Source organism: Paraburkholderia kirstenboschensis, assembly GCF_032806925.1.
Lineage (GTDB): Bacteria > Pseudomonadota > Gammaproteobacteria > Burkholderiales > Burkholderiaceae > Paraburkholderia > Paraburkholderia kirstenboschensis.
In genome coordinates, this window is the sequence record NZ_CP136512.1 from 2,314,426 (window position 1) to 2,340,552 (window position 26,127).

Annotated in this window: 24 protein-coding genes and 1 pseudogene; 13 read left to right on the forward strand and 12 right to left on the reverse strand. The window is 63.8% G+C overall.

Features of this window, described 5'->3' with window-relative positions; all coding sequences use genetic code 11:
* The first annotated feature begins 32 nt into the window (after positions 1–32).
* The 4 genes from RW095_RS19250 to rhaS are packed head-to-tail and all read left to right on the forward strand — an operon-like array spanning position 33 to position 4,691.
* Positions 33–1,562 (forward strand): sugar ABC transporter ATP-binding protein, encoded by a 1,530-nt coding sequence (locus RW095_RS19250; protein ID WP_317017672.1) that lies wholly within the window; start codon positions 33–35, stop codon positions 1,560–1,562.
* Entirely contained in the window at positions 1,559–2,620 is a 1,062-nt protein-coding gene (locus tag RW095_RS19255) for an ABC transporter permease (protein ID WP_317017674.1), read from the forward strand. Before RW095_RS19250 ends, RW095_RS19255 begins: the two co-directional genes overlap by 4 nt.
* Positions 2,613–3,629 (forward strand): ABC transporter permease, encoded by a 1,017-nt coding sequence (locus tag RW095_RS19260; RefSeq protein WP_317017675.1) that lies wholly within the window; start codon positions 2,613–2,615, stop codon positions 3,627–3,629. The genes RW095_RS19255 and RW095_RS19260 overlap by 8 nt, the downstream gene beginning before the upstream one ends.
* 54 nt (positions 3,630–3,683) lie before the next feature.
* A complete protein-coding gene (rhaS, locus tag RW095_RS19265; protein ID WP_317017677.1) occupies positions 3,684–4,691 on the forward strand; it encodes a rhamnose ABC transporter substrate-binding protein in 1,008 nt (335 codons plus the stop codon).
* A 162-nt stretch (positions 4,692–4,853) separates the two neighbouring features.
* Here the strand turns inward: rhaS and RW095_RS19270 are convergent, their stop codons facing one another.
* From RW095_RS19270 to RW095_RS19290, 5 genes are all read right to left on the reverse strand, one after another.
* A complete protein-coding gene (locus tag RW095_RS19270; RefSeq protein ID WP_317017679.1) occupies positions 4,854–6,002 on the reverse strand; it encodes a CmpA/NrtA family ABC transporter substrate-binding protein in 1,149 nt (382 codons plus the stop codon).
* A gap of 9 nt (positions 6,003–6,011) precedes the next feature.
* A complete protein-coding gene (locus tag RW095_RS19275) occupies positions 6,012–6,587 on the reverse strand; it encodes an ANTAR domain-containing response regulator (protein WP_128597231.1) in 576 nt (191 codons plus the stop codon).
* Positions 6,588–6,966: 379 nt separating this feature from the next.
* Positions 6,967–7,242 (reverse strand): translation initiation factor IF-1, encoded by a 276-nt coding sequence (gene infA / locus RW095_RS19280; RefSeq protein ID WP_013343004.1) that lies wholly within the window; start codon positions 7,240–7,242, stop codon positions 6,967–6,969.
* A 165-nt stretch (positions 7,243–7,407) separates the two neighbouring features.
* Complete coding sequence (locus tag RW095_RS19285; RefSeq protein ID WP_027775843.1) at positions 7,408–7,689, reverse strand: hypothetical protein; 282 nt, start codon at positions 7,687–7,689, stop codon at positions 7,408–7,410.
* A 511-nt stretch (positions 7,690–8,200) separates the two neighbouring features.
* Entirely contained in the window at positions 8,201–8,419 is a 219-nt protein-coding gene (locus RW095_RS19290; RefSeq protein ID WP_128585719.1) for a hypothetical protein, read from the reverse strand.
* 197 nt (positions 8,420–8,616) lie between these two features.
* Between RW095_RS19290 and RW095_RS19295 the strand changes: the two genes are divergently transcribed.
* Both RW095_RS19295 and RW095_RS19300 read left to right on the forward strand, forming a co-directional pair.
* A complete protein-coding gene (locus RW095_RS19295) occupies positions 8,617–9,261 on the forward strand; it encodes a helix-turn-helix transcriptional regulator (RefSeq protein WP_317017685.1) in 645 nt (214 codons plus the stop codon).
* A 29-nt stretch (positions 9,262–9,290) separates the two neighbouring features.
* Positions 9,291–9,489, forward strand: a pseudogene (locus RW095_RS19300) (DUF1653 domain-containing protein).
* A gap of 46 nt (positions 9,490–9,535) precedes the next feature.
* Here the strand turns inward: RW095_RS19300 and RW095_RS19305 are convergent.
* The gene (locus RW095_RS19305; protein ID WP_128585722.1) at positions 9,536–9,847 is read right to left on the reverse strand and encodes a 2Fe-2S iron-sulfur cluster-binding protein; all 312 of its coding nucleotides are present in this window, start codon (positions 9,845–9,847) and stop codon (positions 9,536–9,538) included.
* A gap of 79 nt (positions 9,848–9,926) precedes the next feature.
* Entirely contained in the window at positions 9,927–11,939 is a 2,013-nt protein-coding gene (locus tag RW095_RS19310; RefSeq protein ID WP_317017687.1) for a sigma-54-dependent Fis family transcriptional regulator, read from the reverse strand.
* A gap of 398 nt (positions 11,940–12,337) precedes the next feature.
* On the opposite strand from RW095_RS19310, the gene RW095_RS19315 reads away from it, so the two are divergent.
* Entirely contained in the window at positions 12,338–12,628 is a 291-nt protein-coding gene (locus tag RW095_RS19315; protein ID WP_128592544.1) for a DUF1488 family protein, read from the forward strand.
* A 30-nt stretch (positions 12,629–12,658) separates the two neighbouring features.
* Here the strand turns inward: RW095_RS19315 and RW095_RS19320 are convergent, their stop codons facing one another.
* From RW095_RS19320 to RW095_RS19340, 5 genes are all read right to left on the reverse strand, one after another.
* Positions 12,659–13,960: an NCS2 family permease gene (locus tag RW095_RS19320; RefSeq protein ID WP_317017689.1), complete on the reverse strand. Its 1,302-nt coding sequence runs from the start codon at positions 13,958–13,960 to the stop codon at positions 12,659–12,661.
* 203 nt (positions 13,961–14,163) lie between these two features.
* Positions 14,164–14,424, reverse strand: a complete 261-nt coding sequence (locus tag RW095_RS19325; protein WP_317017691.1) for a DUF4148 domain-containing protein — start codon at positions 14,422–14,424, stop codon at positions 14,164–14,166.
* Positions 14,425–14,559: 135 nt separating this feature from the next.
* Positions 14,560–15,333, reverse strand: coding sequence for a slipin family protein (locus tag RW095_RS19330; protein WP_317017692.1), 774 nt, complete (start codon positions 15,331–15,333; stop codon positions 14,560–14,562).
* A 201-nt stretch (positions 15,334–15,534) separates the two neighbouring features.
* Positions 15,535–17,307: an NfeD family protein gene (locus RW095_RS19335; protein ID WP_317017694.1), complete on the reverse strand. Its 1,773-nt coding sequence runs from the start codon at positions 17,305–17,307 to the stop codon at positions 15,535–15,537.
* An 81-nt stretch (positions 17,308–17,388) separates the two neighbouring features.
* A complete protein-coding gene (locus RW095_RS19340) occupies positions 17,389–18,426 on the reverse strand; it encodes an AraC family transcriptional regulator (protein ID WP_317017695.1) in 1,038 nt (345 codons plus the stop codon).
* Between the two features lie 210 nt (positions 18,427–18,636).
* Between RW095_RS19340 and RW095_RS19345 the strand changes: the two genes are divergently transcribed.
* The 6 genes from RW095_RS19345 (at position 18,637) to RW095_RS19370 (ending at position 26,117) form a co-directional block, all read left to right on the forward strand.
* Positions 18,637–19,770 (forward strand): acyl-CoA dehydrogenase family protein, encoded by a 1,134-nt coding sequence (locus RW095_RS19345; RefSeq protein ID WP_317017696.1) that lies wholly within the window; start codon positions 18,637–18,639, stop codon positions 19,768–19,770.
* A gap of 94 nt (positions 19,771–19,864) precedes the next feature.
* Complete coding sequence (locus tag RW095_RS19350; RefSeq protein ID WP_317017698.1) at positions 19,865–21,568, forward strand: AMP-binding protein; 1,704 nt, start codon at positions 19,865–19,867, stop codon at positions 21,566–21,568.
* An 80-nt stretch (positions 21,569–21,648) separates the two neighbouring features.
* Complete coding sequence (locus RW095_RS19355; RefSeq protein WP_317017700.1) at positions 21,649–23,157, forward strand: CoA-acylating methylmalonate-semialdehyde dehydrogenase; 1,509 nt, start codon at positions 21,649–21,651, stop codon at positions 23,155–23,157.
* A 28-nt stretch (positions 23,158–23,185) separates the two neighbouring features.
* Entirely contained in the window at positions 23,186–24,127 is a 942-nt protein-coding gene (gene mmsB, locus RW095_RS19360; protein ID WP_317017701.1) for a 3-hydroxyisobutyrate dehydrogenase, read from the forward strand.
* Positions 24,124–24,960, forward strand: coding sequence for an enoyl-CoA hydratase (locus RW095_RS19365; protein WP_317017703.1), 837 nt, complete (start codon positions 24,124–24,126; stop codon positions 24,958–24,960). The genes mmsB and RW095_RS19365 overlap by 4 nt, the downstream gene beginning before the upstream one ends.
* Positions 24,957–26,117 (forward strand): enoyl-CoA hydratase/isomerase family protein, encoded by a 1,161-nt coding sequence (locus RW095_RS19370; RefSeq protein ID WP_317017705.1) that lies wholly within the window; start codon positions 24,957–24,959, stop codon positions 26,115–26,117. Before RW095_RS19365 ends, RW095_RS19370 begins: the two co-directional genes overlap by 4 nt.
* The last annotated feature ends 10 nt before the right edge of the window (positions 26,118–26,127 follow it).

Genomic DNA, 26,127 nt, shown 5'->3' on the forward strand with positions numbered 1-26,127 from the left:
GCACGTCATGATGTAAAAGAAGGAGACACGCAGTGCAGCAACCTTTATCCGCCGTGCCGAGGCTCGAATTGCGGCATGCGAGCAAATCATTCGGCCGGGTCCGCGCGCTATCGGACGGCGATCTCTCGCTGTGGCCGGGTGAAGTGCATGCGCTGCTCGGCGAGAACGGCGCGGGCAAGTCGACGCTCGTGAAGATTCTTGCGGGCGTCCATCAGCCGGATAGCGGCGAACTGCTGGTGGACGGCGTGGCGCGCCGTTTCGCCACGCCCGCTCAAGCGCGCGATGCCGGGCTCGCGGTGATCTATCAGGAACCGACGCTGTTCTTCGATCTGTCGATCGCGGAGAACATTTTCATGGGACGGCAGCCGGTCGACCGGATCGCGCGCATTCAATACGACGCGATGCGCCGCGAGGTGGACGGACTGCTCGCCTCGCTCGGCGTCGATCTGCGCGCGGATCAACTGGTACGCGGCTTGTCCATTGCGGATCAGCAAGTGATCGAAATCGCGAAGGCGTTGTCGCTGAATGCGAATGTGCTGATCATGGACGAGCCGACAGCGGCTTTGTCGCTGACGGAAGTGGAACGTCTCTTTGCAATCGTGCGCAAGCTGCGCGAGCGCGACGTGGCGATTCTCTTCATCACGCACCGGCTCGACGAAGTCTTCGCGCTGACGCAACGCGTCACCATCATGCGCGACGGCGCGAAGGTGTTCGACGGTTTGACCGCCGATCTGAACACCGACGCCATCGTGGCAAAAATGGTCGGCCGCGATCTGGAGACGTTTTATCCGAAAGCGGAGAGGCCGCCTGGCGAAGTGCGCCTGTCGGTGCGAGGGCTCACGCGCGTGGGCGTTTTCAAAGACGTTTCTTTCGACGTGCGGGCAGGCGAAATCGTGGCGCTAGCGGGGCTGGTCGGCGCGGGTCGCAGCGAAGTGGCGCGTGCGATCTTCGGCATCGACCCGCTCGATGCCGGTCACATCCAGATAGGCGGCAAACCACTCGCGGCCGGCAGTCCTGCCGCCGCCGTGCGCGCAGGCCTCGCGCTCGTGCCGGAAGACCGGCGACAGCAAGGGCTCGCGCTGGAGTTGAGCATCGCGCGCAACGCGTCGATGACAGTGCTAGGCCGTCTCGTCAGACACGGTCTCATCACGACGCGCAGCGAGACGCAGCTCGCCAACCAATGGGGCACACGCCTACGTCTGAAAGCGGGCGATCCCGACGCGCCGGTCGGCACGCTGTCGGGCGGCAATCAGCAGAAAGTCGTGCTGGGCAAGTGGCTTGCCACGAACCCGAAAGTCCTGATCATCGACGAACCCACTCGCGGTATCGACGTCGGCGCGAAAGCCGAGGTGTACAGCGCGCTCGCCGAACTCGTGCGCGACGGCATGGCGGTGCTGATGATTTCGAGCGAATTGCCGGAAGTGCTCGGCATGGCAGACCGCGTGCTGGTCATGCACGAGGGGCGTATCAGTGCGGACATTGCACGTGCCGAGGCCGACGAAGAACGCATCATGGCCGCGGCGCTAGGACAACCGATTCCACCGTTAGGGAACGCGGCATGATGCGCCATTCTTCGACTCATCCCGCGCCGGTCCAGGCGCCGCCGCCTTCGAAGCGCCCGTCGGCCACACCGGGCGGCTTCGCAGCGAGCCTCGCAAAGAGCCGCGAGACGACGCTTTTCGTCGTGCTGATTCTATTGATCGTGGGCACCGCTCTCGCGAGGCCGCAGTTCCTGAATCTGCAGAACCTGCGTGACGTTCTGCTCAATGTGTCGATCATCAGCCTGCTAACCGCGGGCATGACGGTGGTGATTCTGATGCGTCATATCGATCTGTCGGTGGGCTCGACGGTCGGCATCAGCGCCTATGCAGTGGGCAGCCTGTACGTCGCGTTTCCGCAGATGCCGGTGGTCGTCGCGCTCGCGGCGGGGCTCGGCATCGGTCTCGTGGCGGGCGGCATCAATGCGCTGCTCGTGGCGGTGGGGCGCGTGCCGTCGCTCGTTGCGACGCTGTCCACGCTCTACATATTTCGGGGTGCAGATTACGCGTGGGTGCACGGCAGACAGATCAACGCCACCAGTCTGCCCGATGCGTTTTCGCGCCTTGCGACAGGCACGTTCCTCGGCATACCGACGCTCGCGCTCATCGCGCTCGTCGTGCTGCTTGCTCTCGCTATTTACCTGAAGCAGTTCCGCGGCGGCCGTGAGCACTATGCGATCGGCTCGAATCCCGAGGCGGCGCGTCTCGCGGGCGTCAACGTCGAACGGCGCGTGATGGCGGGCTTTCTGCTGTCCGGTGCGATTGCGGGCTTCGCGGGCGCACTGTGGCTCGCGCGTTTCGGCACCGTCGACGCCAGCACCGCGAAGGGCATCGAACTACAGGTCGTCGCGGCTGCCGTCGTAGGCAGCGTCGCGATCACGGGCGGCGTCGGCACGATACTCGGCGCGACGCTCGGCGCGCTCGTGCTGGGCGTGATCAGCATTGCGCTGGTCGTGCTGCACGTCTCTCCATTCTGGGAGCAGGCGATTGAAGGCGCGCTGATCGTCGCGGCCATTACCGCCGATACGTTGCTCGCCCGCTCCGTCGCCAAACGCATGATGAGGAAACGCGATCATGGCTAAACCCGATTCCGCGCTGCTCACGCGCAAACGAGAAACGCCGCTGCAATGGGAAGTATTGCTCGTGATCGTGCTGATTCTGTCTCTCGCGCTCGGGCGGGTGCTGTCGCCGGTCTTTCTGACCGGCGCGAATCTCAGCAACGTGTTGGCGGATCTCACTGAGATCGCGTTGATGGCACTGCCGATGACGTTGATTATCGTTGCCGCTGAAATCGATCTGTCGGTCGCTTCGGTGCTCGGCGCAGCCAGTGCATTGATGGGCGTGCTGTGGCACATGGGCTTGCCGATGCCCGTTGTGATCGCGCTCGTACTGGTCGCCGGCGCGTTGGCGGGCCTGCTGAACGGGCTCGTGATCGTCAAGCTGAACTTGCCTTCGCTGGCGGTCACCATCGGCACGCTCGCGCTCTTTCGCGGGCTCGCTTACGTGCTTCTCGGCGACCAGGCCGTCGCCGATTTCCCCGCGGCTTACACGGCGTTCGGCATGGATACGCTCGGCGGGACTTTCATTCCGTTGCCGTTTGCGATCGTGATCGTCGGCGCAGTGCTGTTCACCGTGTTGCTGCAATCCACCGCGTTTGGCCGCAGCCTGTACGCGATCGGCGCCAATCCGACCGCCGCCGCGTTCTCCGGCATCGAAGTCACGAAGATCAGGTTGCGTCTTTTCGTATTGTCCGGTTTGATGAGCGCGCTCGCCGGCGTGGTCTACACGCTGCGTTTCACCAGCGCGCGCGGCGACAACGGCGAGGGCTTCGAGTTGTCGGTAATCGCAGCGGTACTGTTCGGCGGCGTGAGCATTTTCGGCGGACGCGGCTCGATGATCGGCGTGCTGCTGTCTCTGCTGATTATCGGTGTGCTCAAGAACGCATTGACACTCGACGACGTTTCGAGCGAGACGCTCACCATCGTCACCGGCGTGTTGCTGCTTGCATCGGTGTTGATACCCAATCTGGTCGCGCGCTGGCGCGCGGCGCGCGACCGGCGCTTCATCGCGAGGTCCGCTTCTTCTCTATAACGTCATCATCAAACCCGGACAGCCCAACGTCCAGAACACGGCAGGAGACACTTCATGTTCAAACCACTACGTCACACCGGCGCGGCGGCGCTCTGCGTTGCGTTGCTCGCGATCAGTTGCGCGGCGCCCGCCGCGGGCCTGAAAAACGGCCTGAAGATCGCATTCGTGCCGAAGCAGATCAACAACCCATACGAAGTGATTGCCGACGACGGGGGCCTCGCCGCAATCAAGGAATTCGGCGGCGTCGGCAAAGTCGTGGGGCCGTCGGATGCGGGGGCGTCGTCGCAGGTGCAGTACATCAACACGCTGATCACCCAGCGTCAGGATGCAATCGTGATCGCCGCCAACGACGCCAACGCGGTCGTGCCGTATCTGAAGAAGGCGATGTCGCAAGGCATCAAGGTCGTCACGTTCGATTCGGACACCGCACCCGAAGGTCGGCAACTGTTCGTGAATCAGGCGAACGCGGAAGGCATCGGCCGTGGTCAGATTCAACTCGTGTCGAAGCTGATGGGCGGCGAGGGCGAATTCGCGGTGCTGTCCGCGACGCCGAACGCGACCAATCAGAACACGTGGATCAAGTGGATGCAGGAGGAGTTGAAGAAGCCCGAGTACGCGAAGGTCAAACTGGTGAAAATCGCTTACGGCAACGACGACGATCAGAAGTCATTCGTCGAAACGCAGGGTTTGTTGCAGGCCTATCCGAACCTGAAGGCGATTGTCGCGCCCACCACAGTCGGCATTGCGGCGGCGGCGCGTTATATCTCGTCGTCGTCGAGCAAGGGCAAGGTCGCGGTGACGGGTCTCGGCACGCCGAACCAGATGCGCGCGTTCGTGAAGAACGGCACGGTGAAGGCATTCCAGTTGTGGGATCCGAACGAGTTGGGCTATCTCGCCGGCTACGCGGCGGCGGCGCTTGCGTCGGGAACGATCAACGGTAAGGAAGGCGAATCGTTCGATGCGGGCAAGCTCGGCAAGCGCACCATCGGTCCGCAAGGCGAAATCATTCTCGGACCGCCGACAACCTTCGATGCGAGCAATATCGACAAGTTTAATTTTTGAGGGCGGGCGCTGCGCGCCTGGGCGCGGCGTTCAGGGAGTAGAGCGAGGTGCGCAGGGCGATCAACCGCTGATGCGCCCCGCGCTGTTCTCGATGACACCGGCCTGAGTATCCGCGTCCATGCCTTTACCTTGCCAGGGCGATGCTCACCCCCGGCGCGCGACCTACCGCCGAAGCGCGAACCCACGCGCAAAATCAGCAGATGGCGTCGCGCTGTCCCACACCTTGCCGTCCATGAACGTTCGCGCGTTCTCCTGCGCGGGCACCGCCACCTTCACCTGCGCGGCGGCTTCACGATAAAGCTGCGTCTGGTTGATGCTTGCCGCGATTTGCGTGTAATCGCTGCGCGCGTCGATCATGCCCCAGCGCTCGAACTGTGTCAGGAACCACGCGCCCTCGAACGGGTGCGGATAGTTGACCTCTCCGGTGTCGAAGAAGCGCACCGGCAAACCGCGCGGCACGGAAGCGGGAATCGCGTCGCCGAAGCGCGCGGCGATCAGGGCGTCGTCGATGCCGATATAGTCCGGCCGCGCAAGCCAGCGCGCGATTTCATTGCGATGACCGGGGCCGTCGAGCCAGCGGCACGCTTCGAGCATCGTCTGTACGAGGGCGCGCGCCGTATTCGGATTCGCGCTCACAAAATCGCGCCGGCACGCGAGCACTTTCTCGGGATGGTCGTGCCACACTTCGCTCGTATAGGCGACCGTTCTGCCGACGCCTTCGGCTTCGGCCATCGCGTTCCACGGCTCGCCGACGCACAGGCCGTCGAGCTTTTCTTCGGCGAGCGCCGCGACCATCTGCGGCGGCGGAATCACCACGCTTTCGATGTCGCGCAGCGGGTGCACGCCTTGGGCAGCGAGCCAGTAATACAGCCACATCGCGTGCGTGCCGGTCGGGAACGTCTGCGCGAATACCGGCTTGCGCCCGAGCGTAGCGAGGGCTTTGGGCAAGTTGCCATGTTCGGCGAGTGCATCCGCGAGACGGCTCGACAGTGTGACGGCCTGGCCGTTGCGGTTGAGCACCATCAACACGGCCATGTCGGTTTGCGGACCGCCCAGCCCGAGTTGCACCCCGTAGACGAGACCGTAGAGCGTGTGCGCCGCGTCGAGATCGCCGGATAGCAGCTTGTCGCGCACGGTAGCCCACGAAGGCTGGCGCGACAGTTCGAGCGTGAGGCCGTGCGCGTGACCGAATTCGAGCAGCTTCGCGGCGACGAGCGGCGCCGCATCGGCGAGCGCCACGAAGCCGAGCCGCAAGTGGGTCTGCTCCAACGGCCCTGATACTGACGATGCGAGGTGACTAGCAGTGTTCATGGACGGGCTTCACTTGAGCGATTCAGCCGACGCGACGACCGCGCGCGCGACCTCGGCGAGCTTGACGCCCTGATTCATCGCGCGTTTGCGCAGCGTGGCGTAGGCGGCGTGCTCGGTGATTTTCTGCTGATCCATCAGCAGGCGTTTGGCGCGGTCGATCAGCTTGCGCTCGGCGAGTTCGTTCTCGACTTGCGCAAGGCGTTCGCGCAACTGCGATTCTTGCGCGAACCGCGCTAGCGCGACTTCGAGAATCGGCGCAAGCCGTTCGGTTTCGAGCCCTTCGACGAGATAGGCGGTGACGCCCGCGCCGACGGCGTCGCGGATCAGCTGCTGGTTGGCGTCGTGACTGAACATCAGGACCGGGCGCGGCGCCGTCGCGTTCATGACCGCGAGCTGTTCGAGCGTATCGCGCGAAGGCGAGTCCGTATCGATGATGATGACGTCCGGCCGTTCACTCTGAACCGCGCTATGCAACGCGTGCGGCGTCGCGGTGCTGGCGAGCATCTCGTAGCCGAGGCGGGCGAGCGCGTCACGCAGGTCGCCTATCGGCTTATCGGTATCGGTGACGAGAAGAACACGCAGCATGGAGTAGTGACAGTCGACGGCTGACCATCGTTAAAGCAACTTCAATGCCAGCCGCTGCAAAGCCTTTGCCTACGGGCAACTCAAATACGCAAGGCAAGCTTTGCGCGGGAAGTCTGCACCATGAAAGGGCATGCCTGGCCGATGCACCGAAGCGGCGCCGCGGGAAGCAAGCATCTGGGACGACGGAACCGCAGGAGCGCATGATGCGCAATTGACATCGCAACGAGCGTCGCGATGAACTTCTGAGACAAAGCGCCGCCGCTGCGCGCCGCTCAGATTCGAGTCGAGCCGAACCGGAGAAGGCGCGCGAAAGGCTTCGCCAACAACGTTGCTGCAAGGGCACGCCAGCTGGGCCGCAGGGGCCCGCGTGCCGTTCGCCTTAACGGCGACGGAATTGCGAGTTGCTACGGGCAGCGCCGCCACCGCCTGCGCGCTCGTCTTTGTGACGGAAGTTGATCCGTCCTTTGGTCAGGTCGTAGACCGACAGTTCCAGCGTCACGCGGTCGCCCGCGAGAATACGAATATGGTTCTTGCGCATGCGTCCGGACGCGTAAGCGCCAACTACGACGCCGTTGTCGAGCGTCACGCGGTAACGACTGTCCGGAAGTACTTCGTCGACGATACCGTCAAGTTCAAGCAGTTCTTCTTTCGCCATGCATAACTCCTGGTCGATGGGATAAGGGGTGCGCGACGCCTTGCGGGCGGCGCTGCATCAAATACGGTTGCCAGCGGGCTCCGAGCCCGCTGTTTGCGGCACCGGCTTATGCGCCGATTTATGCGCAGATCCTAGTGCCGCGCATGCTGCGGCGGCTCGTGCCGCTCAAAGATCGGCGACCGACTGGCCGTCCACGCGGCCGTCGATCAGTTGTTCGGCGTGAGCCATGCACGCGATGCGCGCCTTGCCCGTGCCGTCGAACGGAAACAGATACTGCAGGCGGAACACCCGGCCCTCGGCCGCCGCATTGGCGCCCACACGGCAGATGCGCACCGACGCGTCGTAGCCTGCGTCCGGGTTGCGGCTCGTCTGACCGTCTGTGGGACGGCGCGGATAGACGAGCGGGTGAATCTCATAACCCTTGTACGTCTTGACTGCTGAGTTCATAAGCATATAAGTATCCTGTATTACGTGGCCGGTGTGTCACGCGTGTTACGCGCGGCACGACTGGCCCGGCAGCGCAGCACCTTGAGGCGCGCCGCCATGGAAAAAGGTTGGCACAGGCCCAATACGAAGGGCTTGAGCGCGCCGCGCAAAGTCGCGGATTCGATGGAGAAAAACACGCTGATGTCGCGCGGACAGCGGGCGGGTAAGCGGAAACCCGCCAAACAACTCAGCTGCACAACTCGCGACGGCTAATGCAGGCGGCGCATTGCCGGAGTGACGGGATCGCCGGCGGGCGGCGCCCGAACAGTCGGGGGTGTTGCGGAGATGCCGCGAAAATGCCGGGTTGAGACTGCCAGTGCTGCAAATGCGGAATACGACTATTGCAATATGATGCACTAAATAGGGCTAATTGGATAGCAAAAAGTTCCCCGCACGGACAGACCGCCCGGCCGGCGGGCCTTCGGCGGGACGTCACAAAGCGCGAACTAGTGGAAAAGAGCGTAGAACGCGGTTAGCCCGACGTTTCGGCAATGCGCTTCTGTAATTCGCGGGACGCCGCCAGCGGGATGCGCGCGTCGTCCCACGAGGCGAGCCATTCGACTTCCTTCGACGTAAAAATCTGTCCGTGATTTCGCAGCGCGTATTGCAGCGAATCAATGATGTGGTTGCGAATGATTTCCGGCGTTCTCTTGTCGTCGAGCACGGCGCGAAATGCTTCGAGCGTTGCCATCTGCTGCTCCGTGAAGTAGATCGCCTTTTATCGCACGAAAAAATAGCGCTTGCCACGCGGACAAAATTCGCCGCGCTCCGGCGGCCATGCCGGGTGGCTACAATGGCGAGTTGCCGGGCGGGGCACGCACCACTGCGCTGCCCGATTTTCCGATCATTGCGCCTCCAACACAGCGCCCTCGAACACTGCCATTCTCAATGCGCCAGACAATCGTGTCTCCTGTGAAAGACCTGCTGCTGGAGCGTTACGCTCCCATCGCCGACGGCATCGCTGCGCTTTTCTATCCGTGCGCGGAGGTCGTGATTCACGACTTGCGGGATCAGACCATCGCCTACCTCGTGAACAATCTGTCGAAGCTCGAAGTAGGCGGCCCCTCGGTGCTGGACGAAGTGCACTATGCGGCGCGCGGCCGCACCATCGGCCCTTACGAGAAGCTCAATTGGGACGGCCGGCGCATGCGTTGCGTGAGCAACATCCTGTTCGACGACAACGGCAAGCCCGCCGGCATGCTGTGCATCAACTTCAATATCGCGGTGTTCGAGGACGTGCGCTCCACGCTCGATCTCTTTATCAGAGGCGGCAATCTGACCGACGCACCTGCAGAAGACCTGTTTCGCGACGACTGGCAGGACCGGATCAACACTTATCTCCACACGTGGCTGCGCGAGCGGCAAATCGGCATCAACGCGCTCACGCGCGAGCATAAGCGCGAAATCGTCGAGGCGCTGCATGCGCAGGGCGCGTTTCGCGGACGCAGTTCGGCGAACTACGTAGCCGCCGTACTGACGATGGGGCGCGCGACCGTCTATAAAATTCTGAAGCAGATGAAAGAGGGCGGCTGAGCCTGGCGCTTCCAGACAAGGACAATTCAATGGTGCAGACCACACGTTACCGGCATTACAAGGGCGGTATTTACGAACTGATATGCGAGGCGACGCTGGAGTCGGATCCGGCTATCACGATGATCGTCTACAAGGCGGCCAACGGCACGATCTGGACTCGCCCGGCATCGGTGGTTCTTCGTGGAGCATGAAGGCGCTAAGGTGCCGCGCTTTGCTGCGATAGAGTGAACGCGCAAGCCGGACGGACTGGCGTCGGGGATACACGTCGCGGCGTTTAGCGTGACGGCCGCAATTCGATGGCTTCCGGCGCTTCGATCACTACGTCGGTTTCGGCAATCGCAACGCACGGCAAGATGTAGCCTTCCTGTTTTTCCTCACGGCTGAGGCCGGGCCATTCGATCGTATAGCGCACGCGTCCGGCCGTCATTTTGCACAGACACGTGCGGCAAGTGCCGTTGCGGCACGAGCGGGGCAGACGCAGGTTCGCAAAGCCGGCGGCTTCGAGAATCGTCAGCGAATCGGGTGCTTCGAAGCTGCAGCCGAGCGGCTCCACGCGAACGAGAGGCGGGCGGTTTGGATCGGACATCGTGTGAATGTGTGGCTGGACGCGTCACACTTTACACGGCGGATGGACAACGCGCGGGGCGAATAGGCGGGTGGCAACGCTAATGAGTCACGCCGCCGCGCCGCAAATAGCGATACACCGTATTGCGCGCGAGCCCTAGTTCTCGTGCCGCGGCCGACACGTTGCCGTCGAGGCGCGCCAGCGTCTGCGCGATTAGCGCGGCTTGCCAGTCGTCCATTCGCGACGGCTTGGGTGTTTGCGCACTGCCTTCGTTGCCTGTCGCATCATCGACGGCCTCGAGGGCTGACGGCGCGTTGTCATCGGCAACGGCGACGGCAGCGGCAACGGCATCGGCAGCGGCATCGGCATCGACGCAATCGTGCAGAAAGTCTTCGGGCAAATCGTCGAGTTCGATCTGATCCGTACCCTCGGCCATGATGCTTGCGGTGCGCAGTACATTTGCCAGTTGCCGCAGATTGCCGGGCCAGCGGCATTGCATGAAGCGTTCGAGCACCGCCGCGGAAACGCGGCGCGGCAAGCTGTCGCCCTCGCGTTGGAGTTCGAGCATCCGCTCGACCAGCGCGGCGAGATCCGTGCGCTCGCGCAGCGCGGGCAAGGTCACCACGAGTCCATTGATCCGGTAGTACAGATCTTCGCGGAAGGTGCCTTCTGCGATCATCGCGCGCAGATTGCGGTGGGTCGCGCAGACAATCCGCAGGTCCACCGGAATCGCGCGAGTACCGCCGAGCGGCGCCACCGTGCGTTCCTGCAGCACGCGCATCAGCCGCACTTGCTGTGCGAGCGGCATATCGCCGATTTCATCGAGAAACAGCGTACCGCCGTCGGCCTGCACGATCTTGCCGACGCTGCCCCGCTTTTTAGCGCCGGTGAACGCGCCGTCCTCATAGCCGAACAACTCCGCTTCGATTAACGTATCGGGCAGCGATGCGCAATTCAACGCGACGAACGGCGCCGCGCGCCGCGGCGAATCGTGATGGATCGCGCGCGCGAGCCACTCCTTGCCGGTTCCCGTTTTCCCGAGGATCAGAATCGGAATGTCGCGGCCGCGAACCTTGGCCACGCGCGCCAGAATCGCGGACATTTGCGCGTCGCCGGTGTCGAGCGTTTCGAACGTGGCGAGCGGCGCCGGATCGGCGGTATGCGGCACATGACGCACAGCTTTCGACGCAACGCTGCGCGACTTTTCCGCCTCGCCCATCGAAGGCGCCACATAACGCTGCGCCGAATATTCTCCGCGCGCGACGACCCGCACGCCGCTCGGCAACGTGAGCACGATGTTCTCGCCCGGCGCGCGAGCGATCCGCTGCAGCACGTTGGCGAATGCGACGCCGAAAAGCGCATGGAACGGTTGTCTCTGCAAAGCGACGAGCGGCTGGCCGAACTGGAACAGCGCGCTCCGATTTGCCGAGAGGAATGTACCGTCCGCGCCGAACGCGGCGAGTCCTTCGAAGAGCGTACCGATGAATTCGGCGCGCGCGTGAAAGTGCACGCGAACCGCATCGGCGAATTGATTGGAGAACAGATGATTCTCGATCATCTGCGCGGACATGCGCACGAGCGCGAGTGTGTGTTTGTGAAAGCCGCGTGTGTCGCCGCTGACGTCGAGTGCGCCGATGGTGTGCCCGAACGGATCCGCAATCGGCGCGCATGAACAGGTGAGAATACGGTTAGCGTGCAGAAAATGTTCGTCTGCGTGAACGACGGTCGGCTGTGCGTCGACAAGCGCAGTGCCGATAGCATTCGTGCCGCGATCCGCCTCGGCCCATGACACACCCGGACACAGCGCGACGCGGTTCGCCTTTTCGACGAAGTCGCTGTCGCCGAGACTGTGCAGGATCACGCCGTGACTGTCGGTGAGCAGCACCATGCTTTGCGTATCGACGATCTGCGCGTGCAGCGTCTCCATGACCGGCAACGCGTGCGTATAAAGCGACTGATTGCGATCGACCAGTTCGCGCAGCGCAGGCCGGCCCAGTGGATGAAAATCCGGCGTTTCCGATGCGCGCAGCCCGAGTTCGACCGAGCGCGCGTGAGCTTGCGCGATGACATCAGGCCGGCCCATGGTGGGCGGCGTTGCAGAGCGATGGCTCAAGGCATGTCTCCGGTAATCGGACAGGGCGGGTACATTGCCCGCCTTTCGATGCCGCAGCGCAGCATGCACGCTTGCGGCCCAACACCGATAGTACAGGACCCAAACCGTTGCGCGCGGCAGGGAAAACACCGCGGCGGCACGTTGCACCGTGCACAATCTGTGCGCGCGCCGCACCGCGATCAGGCAAACAAAAATGAAAACTTGCGCCGCGCGCGAACTCGTCTAAAGTGAATCAAATCATCCTCGCGAGGCGCGAACTGCGTCCGCATGCGACGGATGACGAGCCCGCGTCGCCAGCATTGGACAAGGAGGAAGAAGCTGCAGGCGCGACCAGCTGCAACCGGCGTGCGCATTACCCAAGCGAATCATGCGCAGTGCCCAACTTCCAGGTGACTCCCATGCAGATCCTTTTCCCGAACGAAAGTCCTGAATATTCTGGGCGCGAACTCACCCTGGCGTTCCCGGCGCTGATCGATGGGCAGAGGGTCGAGTGCATGATCACCGCGGAAGCGCTGGAAGATCACTTTGGCGCCGCCTCGCCGCGCCTCGAAGACATGGTGGGCGCGTTCGACACGCACCGCGAGCGTATCGAGGCAGCCACGCGGCGCCTCTTGTCGGAGACGAGCGCGCAGTGCGTCGTGCTGCGAAGCGGCTATGTGCGCTTTTATGAAGCGAACTGGCGCGCCTGAGGAGAGCGGCACGCCGGGCCCGGTGTGAACTTACTCGCTGCCGAGATAGAAATAGCGGAACAGAAAAATCGCGGCGATGATCCACACCACCAGCTTCACCTGGCGCGCGCGGCCCGTGAGCAGCTTCAGCCCCGCATACGAGATGAAACCGAACGCGACGCCGTTGGCGATGGAGTAGGTGAACGGCATCAGCAGTGCGGTTAGCGCGGCCGGTACGACTTCGGTTGCGTCGTCCCACGGCAGGTCGACCATCTCGCGCAGCATCAGGCACGACACATAGAGCAGGGCTGGCGCCGTCGCGTAACCTGGCACCACGCCCGCGAGCGGCGCGAAAAAGAGCGCGGCGAGGAACAGCACGGCCACGGTGATGGCGGTCACGCCGGTGCGCCCGCCTGCCTGGACGCCGGACGCGCTCTCGATATAAGCGGTGGTCGACGATGTGCCCAGCATCGAGCCGGCCAGAATGGCGGTGCTGTCGGCGAGCAGCGCGCGGTTCAGGCGGTGCATCTTGCCTTCCACCAGCAGCCCCGCGCGATTGGCCACGCCCATCAGCGTGCCGGTTGCATCGAACAGTTCGACGAGGAAGAACACCAGAATCACGTTCAGCACACCCGTCGACAATGCGCCGCGAATGTCGAGCTGAAAAAGTGTCGGCGAAATTGACGGCGGCGCTGAGACGATGCCGTGAAACTCGTTGCCGCCAAAGAAAAAGCTCAGCACGGTCACGCCGACAATACCGATCAGAATTGCGCCGCGCACGCGCAGATAGTCGAGCGTGACGATGGCAAAGAAGCCGATCACCGCGAGCACCACATGCGGGTTATGCAGATCGCCGAGCGTGACGAGCGTGGCCGGATTGCCGACCACCACGCCCGCCGTCTTCAGCGAAATGATCGCGAGAAAGAGGCCGATGCCGCCGGTAATGGCAATGCGTATGGAGTGCGGAATGCCGGTGACGATCACTTCGCGCACGCGAAACAGCGTGACCACGAGGAACAGGCAGCCGGAAATGAACACCGCGCCGAGCGCGGCTTGCCACGTGAAACCCATGCCCTTGACCACGGTGTACGCGAAGTACGCGTTCAGGCCCATGCCGGGCGCGAGCGCAATCGGGTAGTTCGCATAAAGGCCCATGATCAGCGAGGCCAGCGCCGCGACGAGACAGGTCGCGACGAACACGGCGTCTTTCGGCATCCCCGCGTCGCCCAGAATTGCCGGGTTGACGAAAATGATATAGGCCATCGTCAGGAAAGTCGTCAGGCCGGCCAGCACTTCTGTGCGCAGGTTTGTGCCGGCCGCGTCGAGGCCAAAGTAGCGTTTTATGGAATCCATATGGCGGGTCTCTCGTCGTAGGGGCGAGATGATACCTTGCCAGCGCCCCCGCCGCAGCCGCAAGCGAATTTACGATGTCGCGCCGGGATGACCGAAGCCGGAGGGAAAAGAAGAGCGGCAGAACACGCTCGAGTCGCTCGCCGCTCGCGACCGTTGCAATTGCGGGTGCGGGCAGCGCGGCCTGCCGTTCAGCAGCACGATGCTTAATGCGTGACGGTCGGCGCCGGCTGCTGCGCGCGCCGTTCGGCGACGATGCGCGCGGCGAGCTGCGCGTTGTTCGGGTAACTGAGCCAGTCGAGCGGATCGTAGCCGGCGGCGCGCCACTCGACCAGATCGGCCTTGACCTCGGCGCGTGTTTTCGGCGCGGAGGGATCGTAGGGCCGCGTTGACGACTGCGCAAACGCGGCGCTCATGCTGGCGGCGGCCAATAGCGCGCCGAATCCAATTCGAAAGAACACTTTCATGACGGGCTCCCTGGGAGCGGTGATAGACGACTCAAACATTTTAGATTTCGCACGCATCTGGAATGAGGCGCTGCGAGGCAATGCACCGTTTCATGCGGTGAGCGAAAGCAGGGCGAGGGGACCAAGGCGTCGCGATCAAGGCGCCGGCGGTCTGTTGAGACGCTCGACCACCGCGTTGAGCAGGTCGACCGGTAGCGGAAATACGATGGTCGAATTCTTGTCGGCGGCAATGGTCGTGAGGGTTTGCAGATAGCGCAGCTGCATCGCTTGCGGCTCGCGCGCGAGCGTCTGCGCCGCTTGCAGCAGTTGCTGCGACGCCTGCAATTCGCCTTCCGCGTGAATCACCTTGGCGCGCCGTTCGCGCTCCGCTTCGGCCTGACGGGCAATCGCGCGGATCATGGTTTCGTTGATGTCGACATGTTTGATTTCGACGATCGCGACCTTGATGCCCCAGGCATCGGTCTGCGCGTCGAGCACTTTCTGAATGTCGGCGTTCAGTTGCTCGCGCTCCGCGAGCAGTTCATCGAGTTCGTGTTTGCCGAGCACTGCGCGCAGCGTCGTTTGCGATAGCTGGCTGGTCGCCTCGAAATAGCGCGCCACCTGGATCACGGCTTTTTCCGGATCGACGACGCGGAAGTACACCACGGCATTGACTTTCACCGAGACGTTGTCGCGCGTGATGACATCCTGCGGCGGCACGTCGAACACGATGGTGCGCAGATCCATGCGCACAGCCTGCTGGACGATCGGAATGATAAGCACGAGCCCCGGCCCCTTGACCTTCCAGAAGCGCCCGAGCATGAACACGACGCCGCGTTCGTACTCCCGAAAGATCCTTATCGACGAAGCGATCAGCGCGGCCGCCATCAGGATCAGAATGCTGGTGAACCCAAAAGTAAACCCAATCATGAATGTCTCCTGTCGACCAGAGTTGGCGCTTCAGCGCTTACTCTGGTCCCATGCAGAGCGGTCGACCAGAGTTGGCGCTTCAGCGCTTACTCTGGTCCCATGCAGAGCGGTCCCATGCAAGGCGGTCGACCACAGCCGACGCCTCAGCCCGTTACTCCAATCCCCTCCAAAGCGCTCACCCAAAATTCGCGCTTCAACGCATCACCCCGATCCCATGCGAGCCCCTTGCTGCACCGCGCCCTCGACTGGCGCCACGGGCACCACCGTGAGCGTCAGCCCGTTGCGCGCGGTAACGCGCACCGCCTGGCCCGCCGCGACGGGGACAGCGCTCGACACCTGCCAGCGCTCGCCCTTCACCTGCGCCCAGCCGGCGGGCATGCCGTTGGTTGCGGCGCCGCCGGTAAGCAGACCGTCATCGAGCACCACACCCACGCTGCCGATCAACCCTTCCGAACCGGTCACGACCGGCCGGCGCCGCGCGCGCAGCGCGAGCCTCGACACGCCCAGCACGAACAGCACGCTGAATACGGCGACGGCGGCGATCATCGGCAACGGGATGCCGTAACCGGGCACATCGGTGTCCATCAGCATCAACGCGCCGATCACGAACGCGACGATGCCGCCGAAGCCGAGCGAACCGAACGTCGGCAGGAACGCCTCGCCGATCAGGAACGCAATGCCGAGAAAGATCAAACTGAGGCCGACGTAGCTGATCGGCAGCATCTGCATTGCAAACAGGCCGATCAGCAAACTGATCGCGCCGACTACGCCCGGCAGCACGAAGCCAGGATTGGCAAACTCGAAGAAGAGGCCGTACATGCCCAGCATCAGCAACATCAGCGCGACGTTCGGATCGGTGATGACCGCGAGAAAATGGCTGCGCCAGTCGGCTTCGAGCATGACGACGGGGGCCTGCGCTGTCGTCAGCGTGACGCTGCCCGTGCTCGTCGTGACCGTGCGGCCGTTGAGCTGGCGCAGCAGGTCCGGCACGTCGCGCGCGTTCAGATCGACGACATGTTGCGCGAGCGCGTCGCTGGCGCTCAGGCTCACCGCTTCGCGCACCGCGCGTTCGGCCCAGTCGGCGTTGCGCCCGCGCATTTGCGCGAGGCCGCGGATATAGGCGGCGGCGTCGTGGACCTGCTTGCGCAGTTCGGTCGATTGAGTGTCGAGCGGCAGCGCGCTTGCAGCGCTGGCAGCGGCGTCACTTGCCGCGCCGCGCGAAGCGCTGCCTGAAGCGCTGCCTGAAGCGCTGCTCGAAGCACCGCCGGAAGCAGCCCCGGAAGCAGCCCCGGAAGCAGCCCCGGAAGCAGCGCCCCCGCCACCCGCTGGACCGGCCGGCGTCTGCGGCTCCCGGTCGTCGGTGCCGGGCATGCCGGGCAGGCCCGGCTTGCCGCGGCCTGGCGGCTCCGCGCCGCCGATGCCCATCTGGATCGGCGTCGCCGCGCCGAGATTGGTGCCCGGCGCCATCGCCGCGATGTGGCTCGCATAGACGATGTACGTGCCCGCGCTCGCCGCCCGCGCGCCGCTCGGGGCGATGAAGGTCGCGACCGGAACCGGCGAGCCGAGAATTGCCTTGATGATCTGCCGCATGGACGTATCGAGCCCGCCCGGCGTATCCAGTTGCAGTACCGCGAGCTGGGCGTGGTCGTCGGCGGCGCGCTGCAGGCTGCGCACGATGAAGTCGGCGCTTGCAGGACCGATCGCGCCGCTCACCGGAATCACGACGACGCTGTTGGGCGCATGCCCAGTGGCCGCCTGTGTAGTGACGGGCGCCGCCTGAACCGCAGGCGCCATCAGGTATTCGCACGACGCGAACAGGAACGTGAGCACGAACGCGACCGCGACCCCGAAGTCAAACGCCAAAAGCATCCCGCACGCGGTCATGCCGCGCATGAGCCGGCGCACAACACCGCCGTGGATAAACGGCCGGTGCGCGCCAGATTGCCGGAACGGGCGACGCGGATACGTGCTCATCGCTAGGGGCGCCGCGCGCCGTCGACGGGTGTCGATCGGCGCGGGCCGACACTCCAGTAGGACTGGCCTGCTTCTTACAGCTTAGTCCGATTCCACGCGCCGCGTGAGGTCCGCACGCACCGGCCGGTAGTCGGTTGGCCGCATGCCTGTCCATTTGCGGAATGCGCGATGAAATGCGCTCGGCTCGGCGAAACCCACCGAGGCGGCGATGTCCGCGATCGTGCGCCCGGATTGCTGCAGTTCGCCGATAGCAATGTCGCGCCGCAGGTCGTCCTTGATCGACTGATACGTATGACCCTCCTGTTTCAGCCGCCGCCGCATGGTCGCCTCGGCGACGTGCAGGCGCGCGGCCATCTGGTCAGCCGCGGGCCAGTTCATCATGGGCAGCGCGCGAAGCGTCTTGCGAACGCGCGCGGCGAACGAGCCGGGATTGCGGTATTTGACGATGAAATTCGCCGGCGCGTCGCGCAGGAACGGCTTGGCCGACCTCGCTGTCTGGATCACCGGCAGCTCGAGAAACACCGGTGAGAGATCCACGTACGACTCCGGTTGCCCGAACGTCATGTCGTCGCAGAACATGAGCCGGTACTCGTGCGCGGCAGGAGGCTCCGCGCAGCGAAAGCGCGCCTCGATCAACGGTATGCGGCGTCCGACGAGCCAGCACAACAGCCCGTAGACGACGATGAAATACGTCGCGTAAGCGAACATCGCCGGCGGCTTTGCGCCTTTGCGTTCGACAAAACGCAGCCGCACGCGCTGCGCATCTGTCTCGATGCACGCGCCCAGGTCGTCCAGCACGAGCCGCATGAAGCCAACCGCACGCGCTAGCGCCTGCGCGCCGTTGCGCGCCGTGAGCGCCGTCTGCGTCATCGCGATGAAGCTGCCGCATTTCATGCGATGCGAGTCCTGACCGAAGAACTCGTCGTCGAGCGCGCGTGCTATGCCGGCCCACAGCGCGCCGTATTGCGCGGACGACACGCGGCTTTTCGGCGACGCCAGCATGGGCGCAGCGATGCCGGCGGCTTCGGCGAGCGGGAGCGCATCGAAACCGCGTGCCTTGGCGAGCGCGAGTGTTTCCTCGACGAGACTCACGGAGATCGTGCCTTTATCGGTCTTCATCGGCGTTTGTTCGCAGGTGTGGTTAGGGTGGCAATCGCGCTCAACGTTTTCCCTATGTGAATCGTCGTAACCCGGCTAAATGGGCCAATTGGCCGCATTGCATCGTACCAGTATGGCAAATGCGCTCACACACAATGATCGGGCTGAGCTCGAAGCCGGCGAGCGGCTTGCCTACACTGGGCCTCGAACGCAAGGAAAGGACTCGGACCCATGGACAGCTTCTACACTGAAGAACAACGCATGATCCGCGACGCCGCGCGCGACTTCGCGACCGAGCGCCTCGCGCCGAACGCTGCCCAATGGGACCGCGACGCGCAACTGCCAGCGGACGTGGTCAGGCAAATGGGCGATCTGGGCTTTCTCGGCATGATCGTGCCGCCGCAGTGGGGCGGCTCGTACACCGACTACGTGGCCTACGCGCTCGCGCTGGAGGAGATCGCCGCGGGCTGTGCCGCGTGCGCGACGCTGATGAGCGTGCATAACTCGGTCGGCTGCGGGCCGATCCTGAACTTCGGCAGCGACGCACAAAAAGACCGCTATTTGCACGACCTTGCGACGGGGCGGCGCATCGGCGCGTTCTGCCTGACCGAGCCGCAAGCGGGCTCCGAGGCGAACAATCTGCGCACGCGTGCCGTTCTGCGCGACGGCAAGTGGATACTCAACGGCAGCAAGCAGTTCGTGACCAACGGCGCGCGAGCAGACATCGCGATCCTGTTCGCGGTCACGGATCCCGACCGCGGCAAGCGTGGCCTGTCCGCGTTCATCGTGCCGACGGATACGCCGGGCTTCAACGTCGGCAAGCCCGAACACAAGCTCGGCATTCGCGCCTCGGACACCTGTCCGATTTCACTCGACGACTGCGCGGTGCCGCAAGCGAATCTGCTCGGCGAAGCGGGCGAGGGCTTGCGCATCGCACTGTCGAATCTCGAAGGCGGGCGCATCGGCATCGCCGCGCAAGCCGTGGGCATTGCGCGAGCCGCGTTCGACGCCGCGCGCGCCTATGCGAGCGAGCGCATGCAATTCGGCAAGGCGTTGAAGGACCACCAGACCATCGCCAACATGCTCGCCGACATGGCCACGCGCCTGAACGCCGCGCGCCTGCTCGTGCATCATGCGGCGCGCCTGCGCTCGGCGGGCGAGCCGTGCTTGTCGGAGGCATCGCAGGCGAAACTGTTCGCGTCCGAGGCCGCCGAAGAGATCTGCTCGAACGCGATCCAGATTCACGGCGGCTATGGCTATCTGGAGGACTACGCCGTGGAGCGCCACTACCGCGACGCCCGCATCACGCAGATTTACGAAGGAACCAGCGAAGTGCAGCGCATGGTGATCGCGCGTCACGTTTGAACGCTGCGCGAGCCGCGTTTGAGCGCAAAATAGCTTGCGGATAAAACCAAACCGAGCAAACGCGGATTCATACCGCGCCCATCAGGAGACGACCATGACTGCAGCGAAAGCCTTTTTCGACGCGCGTGACCTGTTATTGCGCCATCGAACCGATTACGAGCGCGCTTACCGTGAGTTCGCATGGCCTGCGTTGGACGAGTTCAACTGGGCACTCGACTACTTCGACGTGATTGCGCGCGGCAACGACAACACCGCGTTATGGATCGTCGACGACCCGGCCGGCGAGGGGCTGCGTCTATCGTATGCGCAGATGTCGGAGCGCTCCGCGCGCATGGCGAACTTTCTGCGCAGCGTGGGCGTGAAACGCGGCGACCGCGTGCTGCTGATGCTGCCGAATCGCGTCGAACTGTGGGACGTGATGCTCGCCGCAATGAAGCTCGGCGCAATCGTGCTGCCGGCCACGACCCAGCTTTCCGCGGACGATGTGCGAGACCGCGTGCAGATCGGCGGCGCGAACTTCGTAGTGGTCGACAGCGCGGAGCTATCCAAATTCGATTCGCTCGACGTGCCGTTGACGCGTCTTTCAGTGGGCACGCCGCGCGATGGCTGGACCGATCTTGCAGCGGCGTATGACGCATCGCCGCAATTCACGCCTGACGGTGTGACGCGCGCCACCGATCCGCTGCTGCTTTACTTCACGTCCGGCACGACCTCCAAGCCGAAGCTCGTCGAGCATACGCATCAAAGCTATCCGGTCGGCCACTTGTCGACGATGTACTGGATCGGCCTGCAACCGAACGACATCCATTGGAATATCAGTTCGCCCGGCTGGGCCAAGCATGCGTGGAGCTGCTTCTTCGCGCCATGGAATGCGCAGGCCTGTGTGTTCGTTTTCAACTTTGCGCGCTTCGTGCCGAAAGACACGCTGGATGTGCTGGTGCGCTTCAACGTCACCACGGTCTGCGCGCCGCCGACTGTGTGGCGCATGCTCGTGCAGGAGCGTCTCACCGATTATCCGGTGAAGCTGCGCGAGATCGTCGGCGCGGGCGAGCCGTTGAACCCGGAGATCATCGAGCGCGTGAAGCACGCTTGGGGCATTACGATTCGCGACGGTTTCGGGCAGACCGAGACCACTTGCCAGATCGGCAATTCGCCGGGCCAACCGGTCGTTGCGGGGTCGATGGGCCGACCGTTGCCGGGCTACAGAATCGAGCTGCTCGATGCCGACGATCACCCGGTGACCGAAGGCGAGATCGCGTTGCCGATTGGACCCGATGGCAAGCAGCGGCCGCTGGGTCTGATGACGGGCTATGCGAACAGCGAGCAGGCGACCGCGCAAGCCATGCGCAACGGCTTTTACCGCACGTCAGATGTGGCGCTGCGCCGCGAGGACGGCTACTACGTGTATGTCGGTCGGGCAGACGACGTTTTCAAATCATCCGATTACCGGCTTAGCCCGTTTGAACTCGAAAGCGTGCTGATCGAACACGAGGCCATAGGCGAGGCCGCCGTCGTGCCGAGCGCCGATGCGCTGCGCCTGTCGGTGCCCAAGGCATTCGTCACGGTGCGCCACGGCTATCAGGCGGGGCCCGAGCTCGCGCGCGCCGTGTTCGCGTTCTCGCGCGAAAAACTCGCACCGTATAAGCGTATTCGCCGTCTTCAGTTCAGCGAGTTGCCGAAGACCATCTCCGGAAAGATACGCCGCGTCGAGTTGCGGCGCCGTGAAATGGAGCGCCAGGCGGAACCGGCACGCTTGCCGGACGAGTACTGGGAAGAAGATTTCCCGGACCTGCGCTGAGTCACGCAGGGCGTTATCGAACATTTTCTGTTTTCAGTCACTGTCCGGCCGTCACGCGGCCAACGCACAGGAGTTTCAGCATGAGCGCAATCGCTTCGAATACCGTCAAGCTGCTGATCAACGGCGAGTTCGTCGAATCCAAGACCACTGAATGGCGCGACATCGTCAACCCGGCGACGCAACAGGTGCTGGCGCGTGTGCCGTTCGCCACCGCCGACGAAGTCAATGAAGCAATCCGCTCGGCGCATGCCGCGTTAAAAACCTGGAAGGACACGCCGATCGGTGCACGCATGCGCATCATGCTCAAGTACCAGGCGTTGATTCGCGAACATATGCCGCGTATCGCGAAGACGCTGAGCGCGGAGCAGGGCAAGACGATTCCCGACGCAGAAGGCGACATCTTCCGCGGACTCGAAGTGGTCGAACATGCATGTTCGATCGGCACGTTGCAACAAGGCGAATTCGCGGAAAACGTCGCGGGTGGAGTCGACACCTACACGCTGCGCCAGCCGCTCGGCGTGTGTGCCGGCATCACGCCGTTCAACTTCCCCGCGATGATCCCGCTATGGATGTTCCCGATGGCGATCGTATGCGGCAATACGTTCGTGCTGAAGCCTTCTGAGCAGGATCCCTTGTCGACAATGCAACTTGTCGAACTCGCGCTGGAGGCGGGCGTGCCGAAAGGCGTGCTGAACGTGGTGCACGGCGGCAAGGACGTGGTCGATACACTCTGCACGCACGAACTGGTGAAAGCGATCTCGTTCGTCGGCTCGACGGCGGTCGGCACGCATGTGTACCGCCTCGGCAGCGAGCACGGCAAACGCGTGCAATCGATGATGGGCGCAAAGAATCATGCCGTCGTGCTGCCCGACGCAAACCGCGAGCAGACCTTGAACGCGCTTGCGGGTGCCGGCTTTGGCGCGGCGGGGCAGCGCTGCATGGCGACTTCGGTGGTGGTGCTGGTGGGCGCCGCGCAGCAATGGCTGCCGGACATCGTCGCCAAGGCGAAGACGCTGAAGGTGAACGCGGGCAACGAGCTGAACACCGATATCGGCCCGGTTGTTTCGCGCGCGGCGAAGCAGCGCATTCTCGGCTTGATCGAAGCGGGCGTGAAAGAAGGCGCCACGCTCGCACTCGACGGCCGCGACGTGACGGTGCCCGGCTACGAGCAAGGCAATTTTATTGGCCCGACGATTTTCGCGGATGTCGGCACGGAGATGGAAATCTATCGCACGGAGATTTTCGGGCCGGTACTGCTCGTGCTGAACGCGGCGACGCTCGACGACGCAATCGCGCTCGTCAACCGCAATCCGTTCGGCAACGGCGTCGGCCTCTTCACGCAGAGCGGCGCGGCGGCGCGCAAATTCCAGAGCGAAATCGACGTGGGCCAGGTCGGCATCAACATTCCGATTCCGGTGCCCGTGCCGTTCTTCAGCTTTACGGGTTCGCGCGGCTCGAAGCTCGGCGATCTCGGCCCATATGGCAAGCAGGTCGTGCAGTTCTACACGCAAACCAAGACGGTTACCGCGCGCTGGTTCGACGACGACACGGTCAACGACGGCGTGAACACGACCATCAGCCTGCGCTGAACGAGGCCGCGAGAACGGAGACGAGATCATGAAAATAGGCTTTATTGGACTCGGCAACATGGGCGCGCCCATGGCGCACAACCTGTTGAAGGCGGGCCACGCGGTCAATGTATTCGACCTCAGTGCGCAAGCGGTGCAGGCGCTCGTCGACGCGGGCGCAAAGGCTGCCGCTTCGCCGAAAGCGGCGGTGGCCGACGTCGAATGCGTGATCACGATGCTGCCTGCGGCAGCGCATGTGCGCAGCGTGCTGACCGCGGATGACGGCGTGTTGGCCGGCATCGCGCCGGGCGTGAGCATCGTTGATTCGAGCACGATCGATCCGGCAAGCGTAAAGGCGTTTGCCGAACTTGCGCAGCAACGGGGCAACACGTTTATCGATGCGCCCGTGTCGGGCGGAACCGGCGGCGCGGCTGCGGGCACCTTGACGTTCATGGTCGGCGGCAGTGCCAGTGCGTACGAGAAGGTCAAGCCGGTGTTGTCGGCGATGGGCAGGAACATCGTGCATTGCGGCGATACCGGCACCGGCCAGGTCGCGAAGATCTGCAACAACCTCGTGCTCGGCATCACGATGGCGGGCGTGGCGGAAGCCATGTCGCTGGGTGAAGCGCTCGGCATCGACGTGAAAGTGCTGGCCGGCATCATCAATACGTCGACGGGGCGCTGCTGGAGTTCCGACGCGTATAACCCGATGCCGGGCGTAATGGATAGTGCGCCGTCGTCGCGCGAATATAGCGGCGGCTTCGGCACGGATCTGATGCTGAAAGATCTCGGGCTCGCCACCGACGCCGCCAGGTTCGCGCGTCAACCCGTCTATCTCGGCGCACTCGCGCAGCAGCTTTATCAAACGATGAGCGCGAAAGGCGCGGGACGTCTGGACTTTTCCGCAGTCATCAAGCTCTATCGTAGCGAGACCCCAAAAGACACCGCCAAAGACACCGCCAAAGACACCAGCAATGGAGATGCGCGATGATCGAACTCGACTACGCACATGGGGGCGCCGTCGCGCAACTCACGCTGAAGCGCCCACCCGCGAATGCATTCACGCCTGACGGCCTGTTGCAATTGCAGCAGATGGTGGAGCGTCTGAACGACGAGCCTCGTGTCCGCGCAATAGTCATTACCGGCGAAGGTCCGAAGTTCTTCAGTGCGGGCGCGGACCTCAACGCTTTCGCCGACGGCAATCGCGAAGTGGCGCGCGTCGCGGCGGCGCGCTTCGGCGCGGCCTTTGAAGCGTTGCAGAATGCGCGGCCCGTCGTGATCGCTGCGATCAACGGCTATGCGATGGGCGGCGGCCTGGAATGCGCGTTGGCATGCGACATCCGGATCGCTGAACAGCACGCGGTGATGGCGCTGCCCGAAACCGCAGTTGGCTTGCTGCCGTGCGGTTGCGGAACGCAAACGCTGCCGTGGCTCATCGGCGAAGGCTGGGCGAAGCGCATGATTCTCACCGGCGAACGCGTGGATGCGGCAACCGCGCTGCGCATCGGTCTCGTCGAGGAAGTCGTGGAGAAGGGCGCCGCGCGCGAGGCGGCGTTGAGCATGGCGGCGCGCGTTGCGACACTGAGTCCGCAGGCAGTCGGCTTCAGTAAGACGCTGATTCACCAGGCGCGCAATGGCGTGCCGCGCTCAGCCGCGCTTGCACTGGAACGCGAGCGCTTTGTCGATCTGTTCGACGGCACCGATCAGCGCGAGGGCGTCAATGCGTTCCTCGAAAAGCGCGCGCCGCGCTGGCAGATCGAGCAAGGCGAACAAGCCGCGAGTTCGACGCCCGCAGCACACGCTCACGGGGAGACGCAACGATGAGCGCCTTGCAAAGCGTCGTGCCCGAGAACGCGTCCGATCCAGGCGGCGAAGCACAACGAGAAATTCTGTTTCGCGTGATCAACCGCGTCGCGGTCATCACGCTGAACCGGCCGGCAGCGCTCAATGCGTTGTCGCACGCGATGATTCGCGAGCTGGCCATGCTCGTCGAGCATTGCCGCAACGACGACAGCATCGTCGCGCTCGTGTTGAAAGGGGCTGGAAACAAGGGCTTTTGCGCGGGCGGCGATGTGCGCGAAGTGTACCGGCTCGCCAAAAACGGCGACAGCCGCTGGCTCGCGTTTTTCGTCGACGAATACCGGCTCGATTACGCATTGCACACGTTTCCGAAGCCGGTGGTGGCAGTACTCGACGGTATCGCGATGGGCGGCGGCATGGGCCTCGGGCAGGCGGCGCGTTTGCGCATCGTCACCGAGCGCAGCAGGATCGCGATGCCGGAGACGCGCATCGGCTTCCTGCCGGACGTCGGCGCAACGCGCTTTCTGAGCGTGATGCCCGCGGAGCTCGAGTTGTACGTGGGCCTGACAGGCGCGACATTGTCCGGCGCCGATGCGTTGCGGCTGCAACTGGCCGATCAATGTGTGCCGGCCGATTGGCTGGCTTCTTCCGAAGAGCGATTGCAGCGTATGTCGCACGAGGGCGATCTCATGAGCGCATTGCGCGGGGTGGTCGAGCCGCCGTGCAACATCGTGCCGCACGCCGCGATCACGCCATTCACGCAATTGATCCAGCGGCACTTCGACCGGCGTTCCGGCGTCGACAGAATCATGGCGACGTTGCGGCACGATCTCGAACGCGACGTGCCGCGCGAAGTCAGGCAGTGGCTGCAGTCCACTTACGATGCGCTCGCCGCGCATTCGCCCACCATGCTTTACGTCACACGTGAGGCGTTGTTGCGTGGCCGGCAGATGACGCTCGCCGAGTGTTTCCGGATGGAACTAGGCATCGTGAAGCGCGCGATCGAGGAGGGCGACTTCTGCGAAGGCGTGCGCGCGCAGTTGATCGATAAAGATCGCAAAGGACGCTGGGCGCCCGCCACGCTCGCCGAGGTGCGGCCCGAGCGTGTCAGGCACTTTCTGACTTCGCCGTGGAAGCAGGAGGCGCATCCGTTGGCGGACCTCGGCGCTGAGCCGGTCTGATGGTCGCGAC

Coding starts and splice junctions, on each gene's coding strand:
- RW095_RS19255 (WP_317017674.1), top strand. CDS start 1,559: ATGATGCGCCATTCTTCGACTCATCCCGCGCCGGTCCAGGCGCCGCCG.
- RW095_RS19350 (WP_317017698.1), top strand. CDS start 19,865: ATGACTGCAGCGAAAGCCTTTTTCGACGCGCGTGACCTGTTATTGCGC.
- rhaS (WP_317017677.1), top strand. CDS start 3,684: ATGTTCAAACCACTACGTCACACCGGCGCGGCGGCGCTCTGCGTTGCG.
- RW095_RS19295 (WP_317017685.1), top strand. CDS start 8,617: ATGCGCCAGACAATCGTGTCTCCTGTGAAAGACCTGCTGCTGGAGCGT.
- RW095_RS19315 (WP_128592544.1), top strand. CDS start 12,338: ATGCAGATCCTTTTCCCGAACGAAAGTCCTGAATATTCTGGGCGCGAA.
- RW095_RS19340 (WP_317017695.1), bottom strand. CDS start 18,426: ATGAAGACCGATAAAGGCACGATCTCCGTGAGTCTCGTCGAGGAAACA.
- RW095_RS19365 (WP_317017703.1), top strand. CDS start 24,124: ATGATCGAACTCGACTACGCACATGGGGGCGCCGTCGCGCAACTCACG.
- RW095_RS19270 (WP_317017679.1), bottom strand. CDS start 6,002: ATGAACACTGCTAGTCACCTCGCATCGTCAGTATCAGGGCCGTTGGAG.
- RW095_RS19345 (WP_317017696.1), top strand. CDS start 18,637: ATGGACAGCTTCTACACTGAAGAACAACGCATGATCCGCGACGCCGCG.
- RW095_RS19320 (WP_317017689.1), bottom strand. CDS start 13,960: ATGGATTCCATAAAACGCTACTTTGGCCTCGACGCGGCCGGCACAAAC.
- RW095_RS19355 (WP_317017700.1), top strand. CDS start 21,649: ATGAGCGCAATCGCTTCGAATACCGTCAAGCTGCTGATCAACGGCGAG.
- RW095_RS19260 (WP_317017675.1), top strand. CDS start 2,613: ATGGCTAAACCCGATTCCGCGCTGCTCACGCGCAAACGAGAAACGCCG.
- infA (WP_013343004.1), bottom strand. CDS start 7,242: ATGGCGAAAGAAGAACTGCTTGAACTTGACGGTATCGTCGACGAAGTA.
- RW095_RS19325 (WP_317017691.1), bottom strand. CDS start 14,424: ATGAAAGTGTTCTTTCGAATTGGATTCGGCGCGCTATTGGCCGCCGCC.
- mmsB (WP_317017701.1), top strand. CDS start 23,186: ATGAAAATAGGCTTTATTGGACTCGGCAACATGGGCGCGCCCATGGCG.
- RW095_RS19305 (WP_128585722.1), bottom strand. CDS start 9,847: ATGTCCGATCCAAACCGCCCGCCTCTCGTTCGCGTGGAGCCGCTCGGC.
- RW095_RS19370 (WP_317017705.1), top strand. CDS start 24,957: ATGAGCGCCTTGCAAAGCGTCGTGCCCGAGAACGCGTCCGATCCAGGC.
- RW095_RS19275 (WP_128597231.1), bottom strand. CDS start 6,587: ATGCTGCGTGTTCTTCTCGTCACCGATACCGATAAGCCGATAGGCGAC.
- RW095_RS19330 (WP_317017692.1), bottom strand. CDS start 15,333: ATGATTGGGTTTACTTTTGGGTTCACCAGCATTCTGATCCTGATGGCG.
- RW095_RS19285 (WP_027775843.1), bottom strand. CDS start 7,689: ATGAACTCAGCAGTCAAGACGTACAAGGGTTATGAGATTCACCCGCTC.
- RW095_RS19290 (WP_128585719.1), bottom strand. CDS start 8,419: ATGGCAACGCTCGAAGCATTTCGCGCCGTGCTCGACGACAAGAGAACG.
- RW095_RS19335 (WP_317017694.1), bottom strand. CDS start 17,307: ATGAGCACGTATCCGCGTCGCCCGTTCCGGCAATCTGGCGCGCACCGG.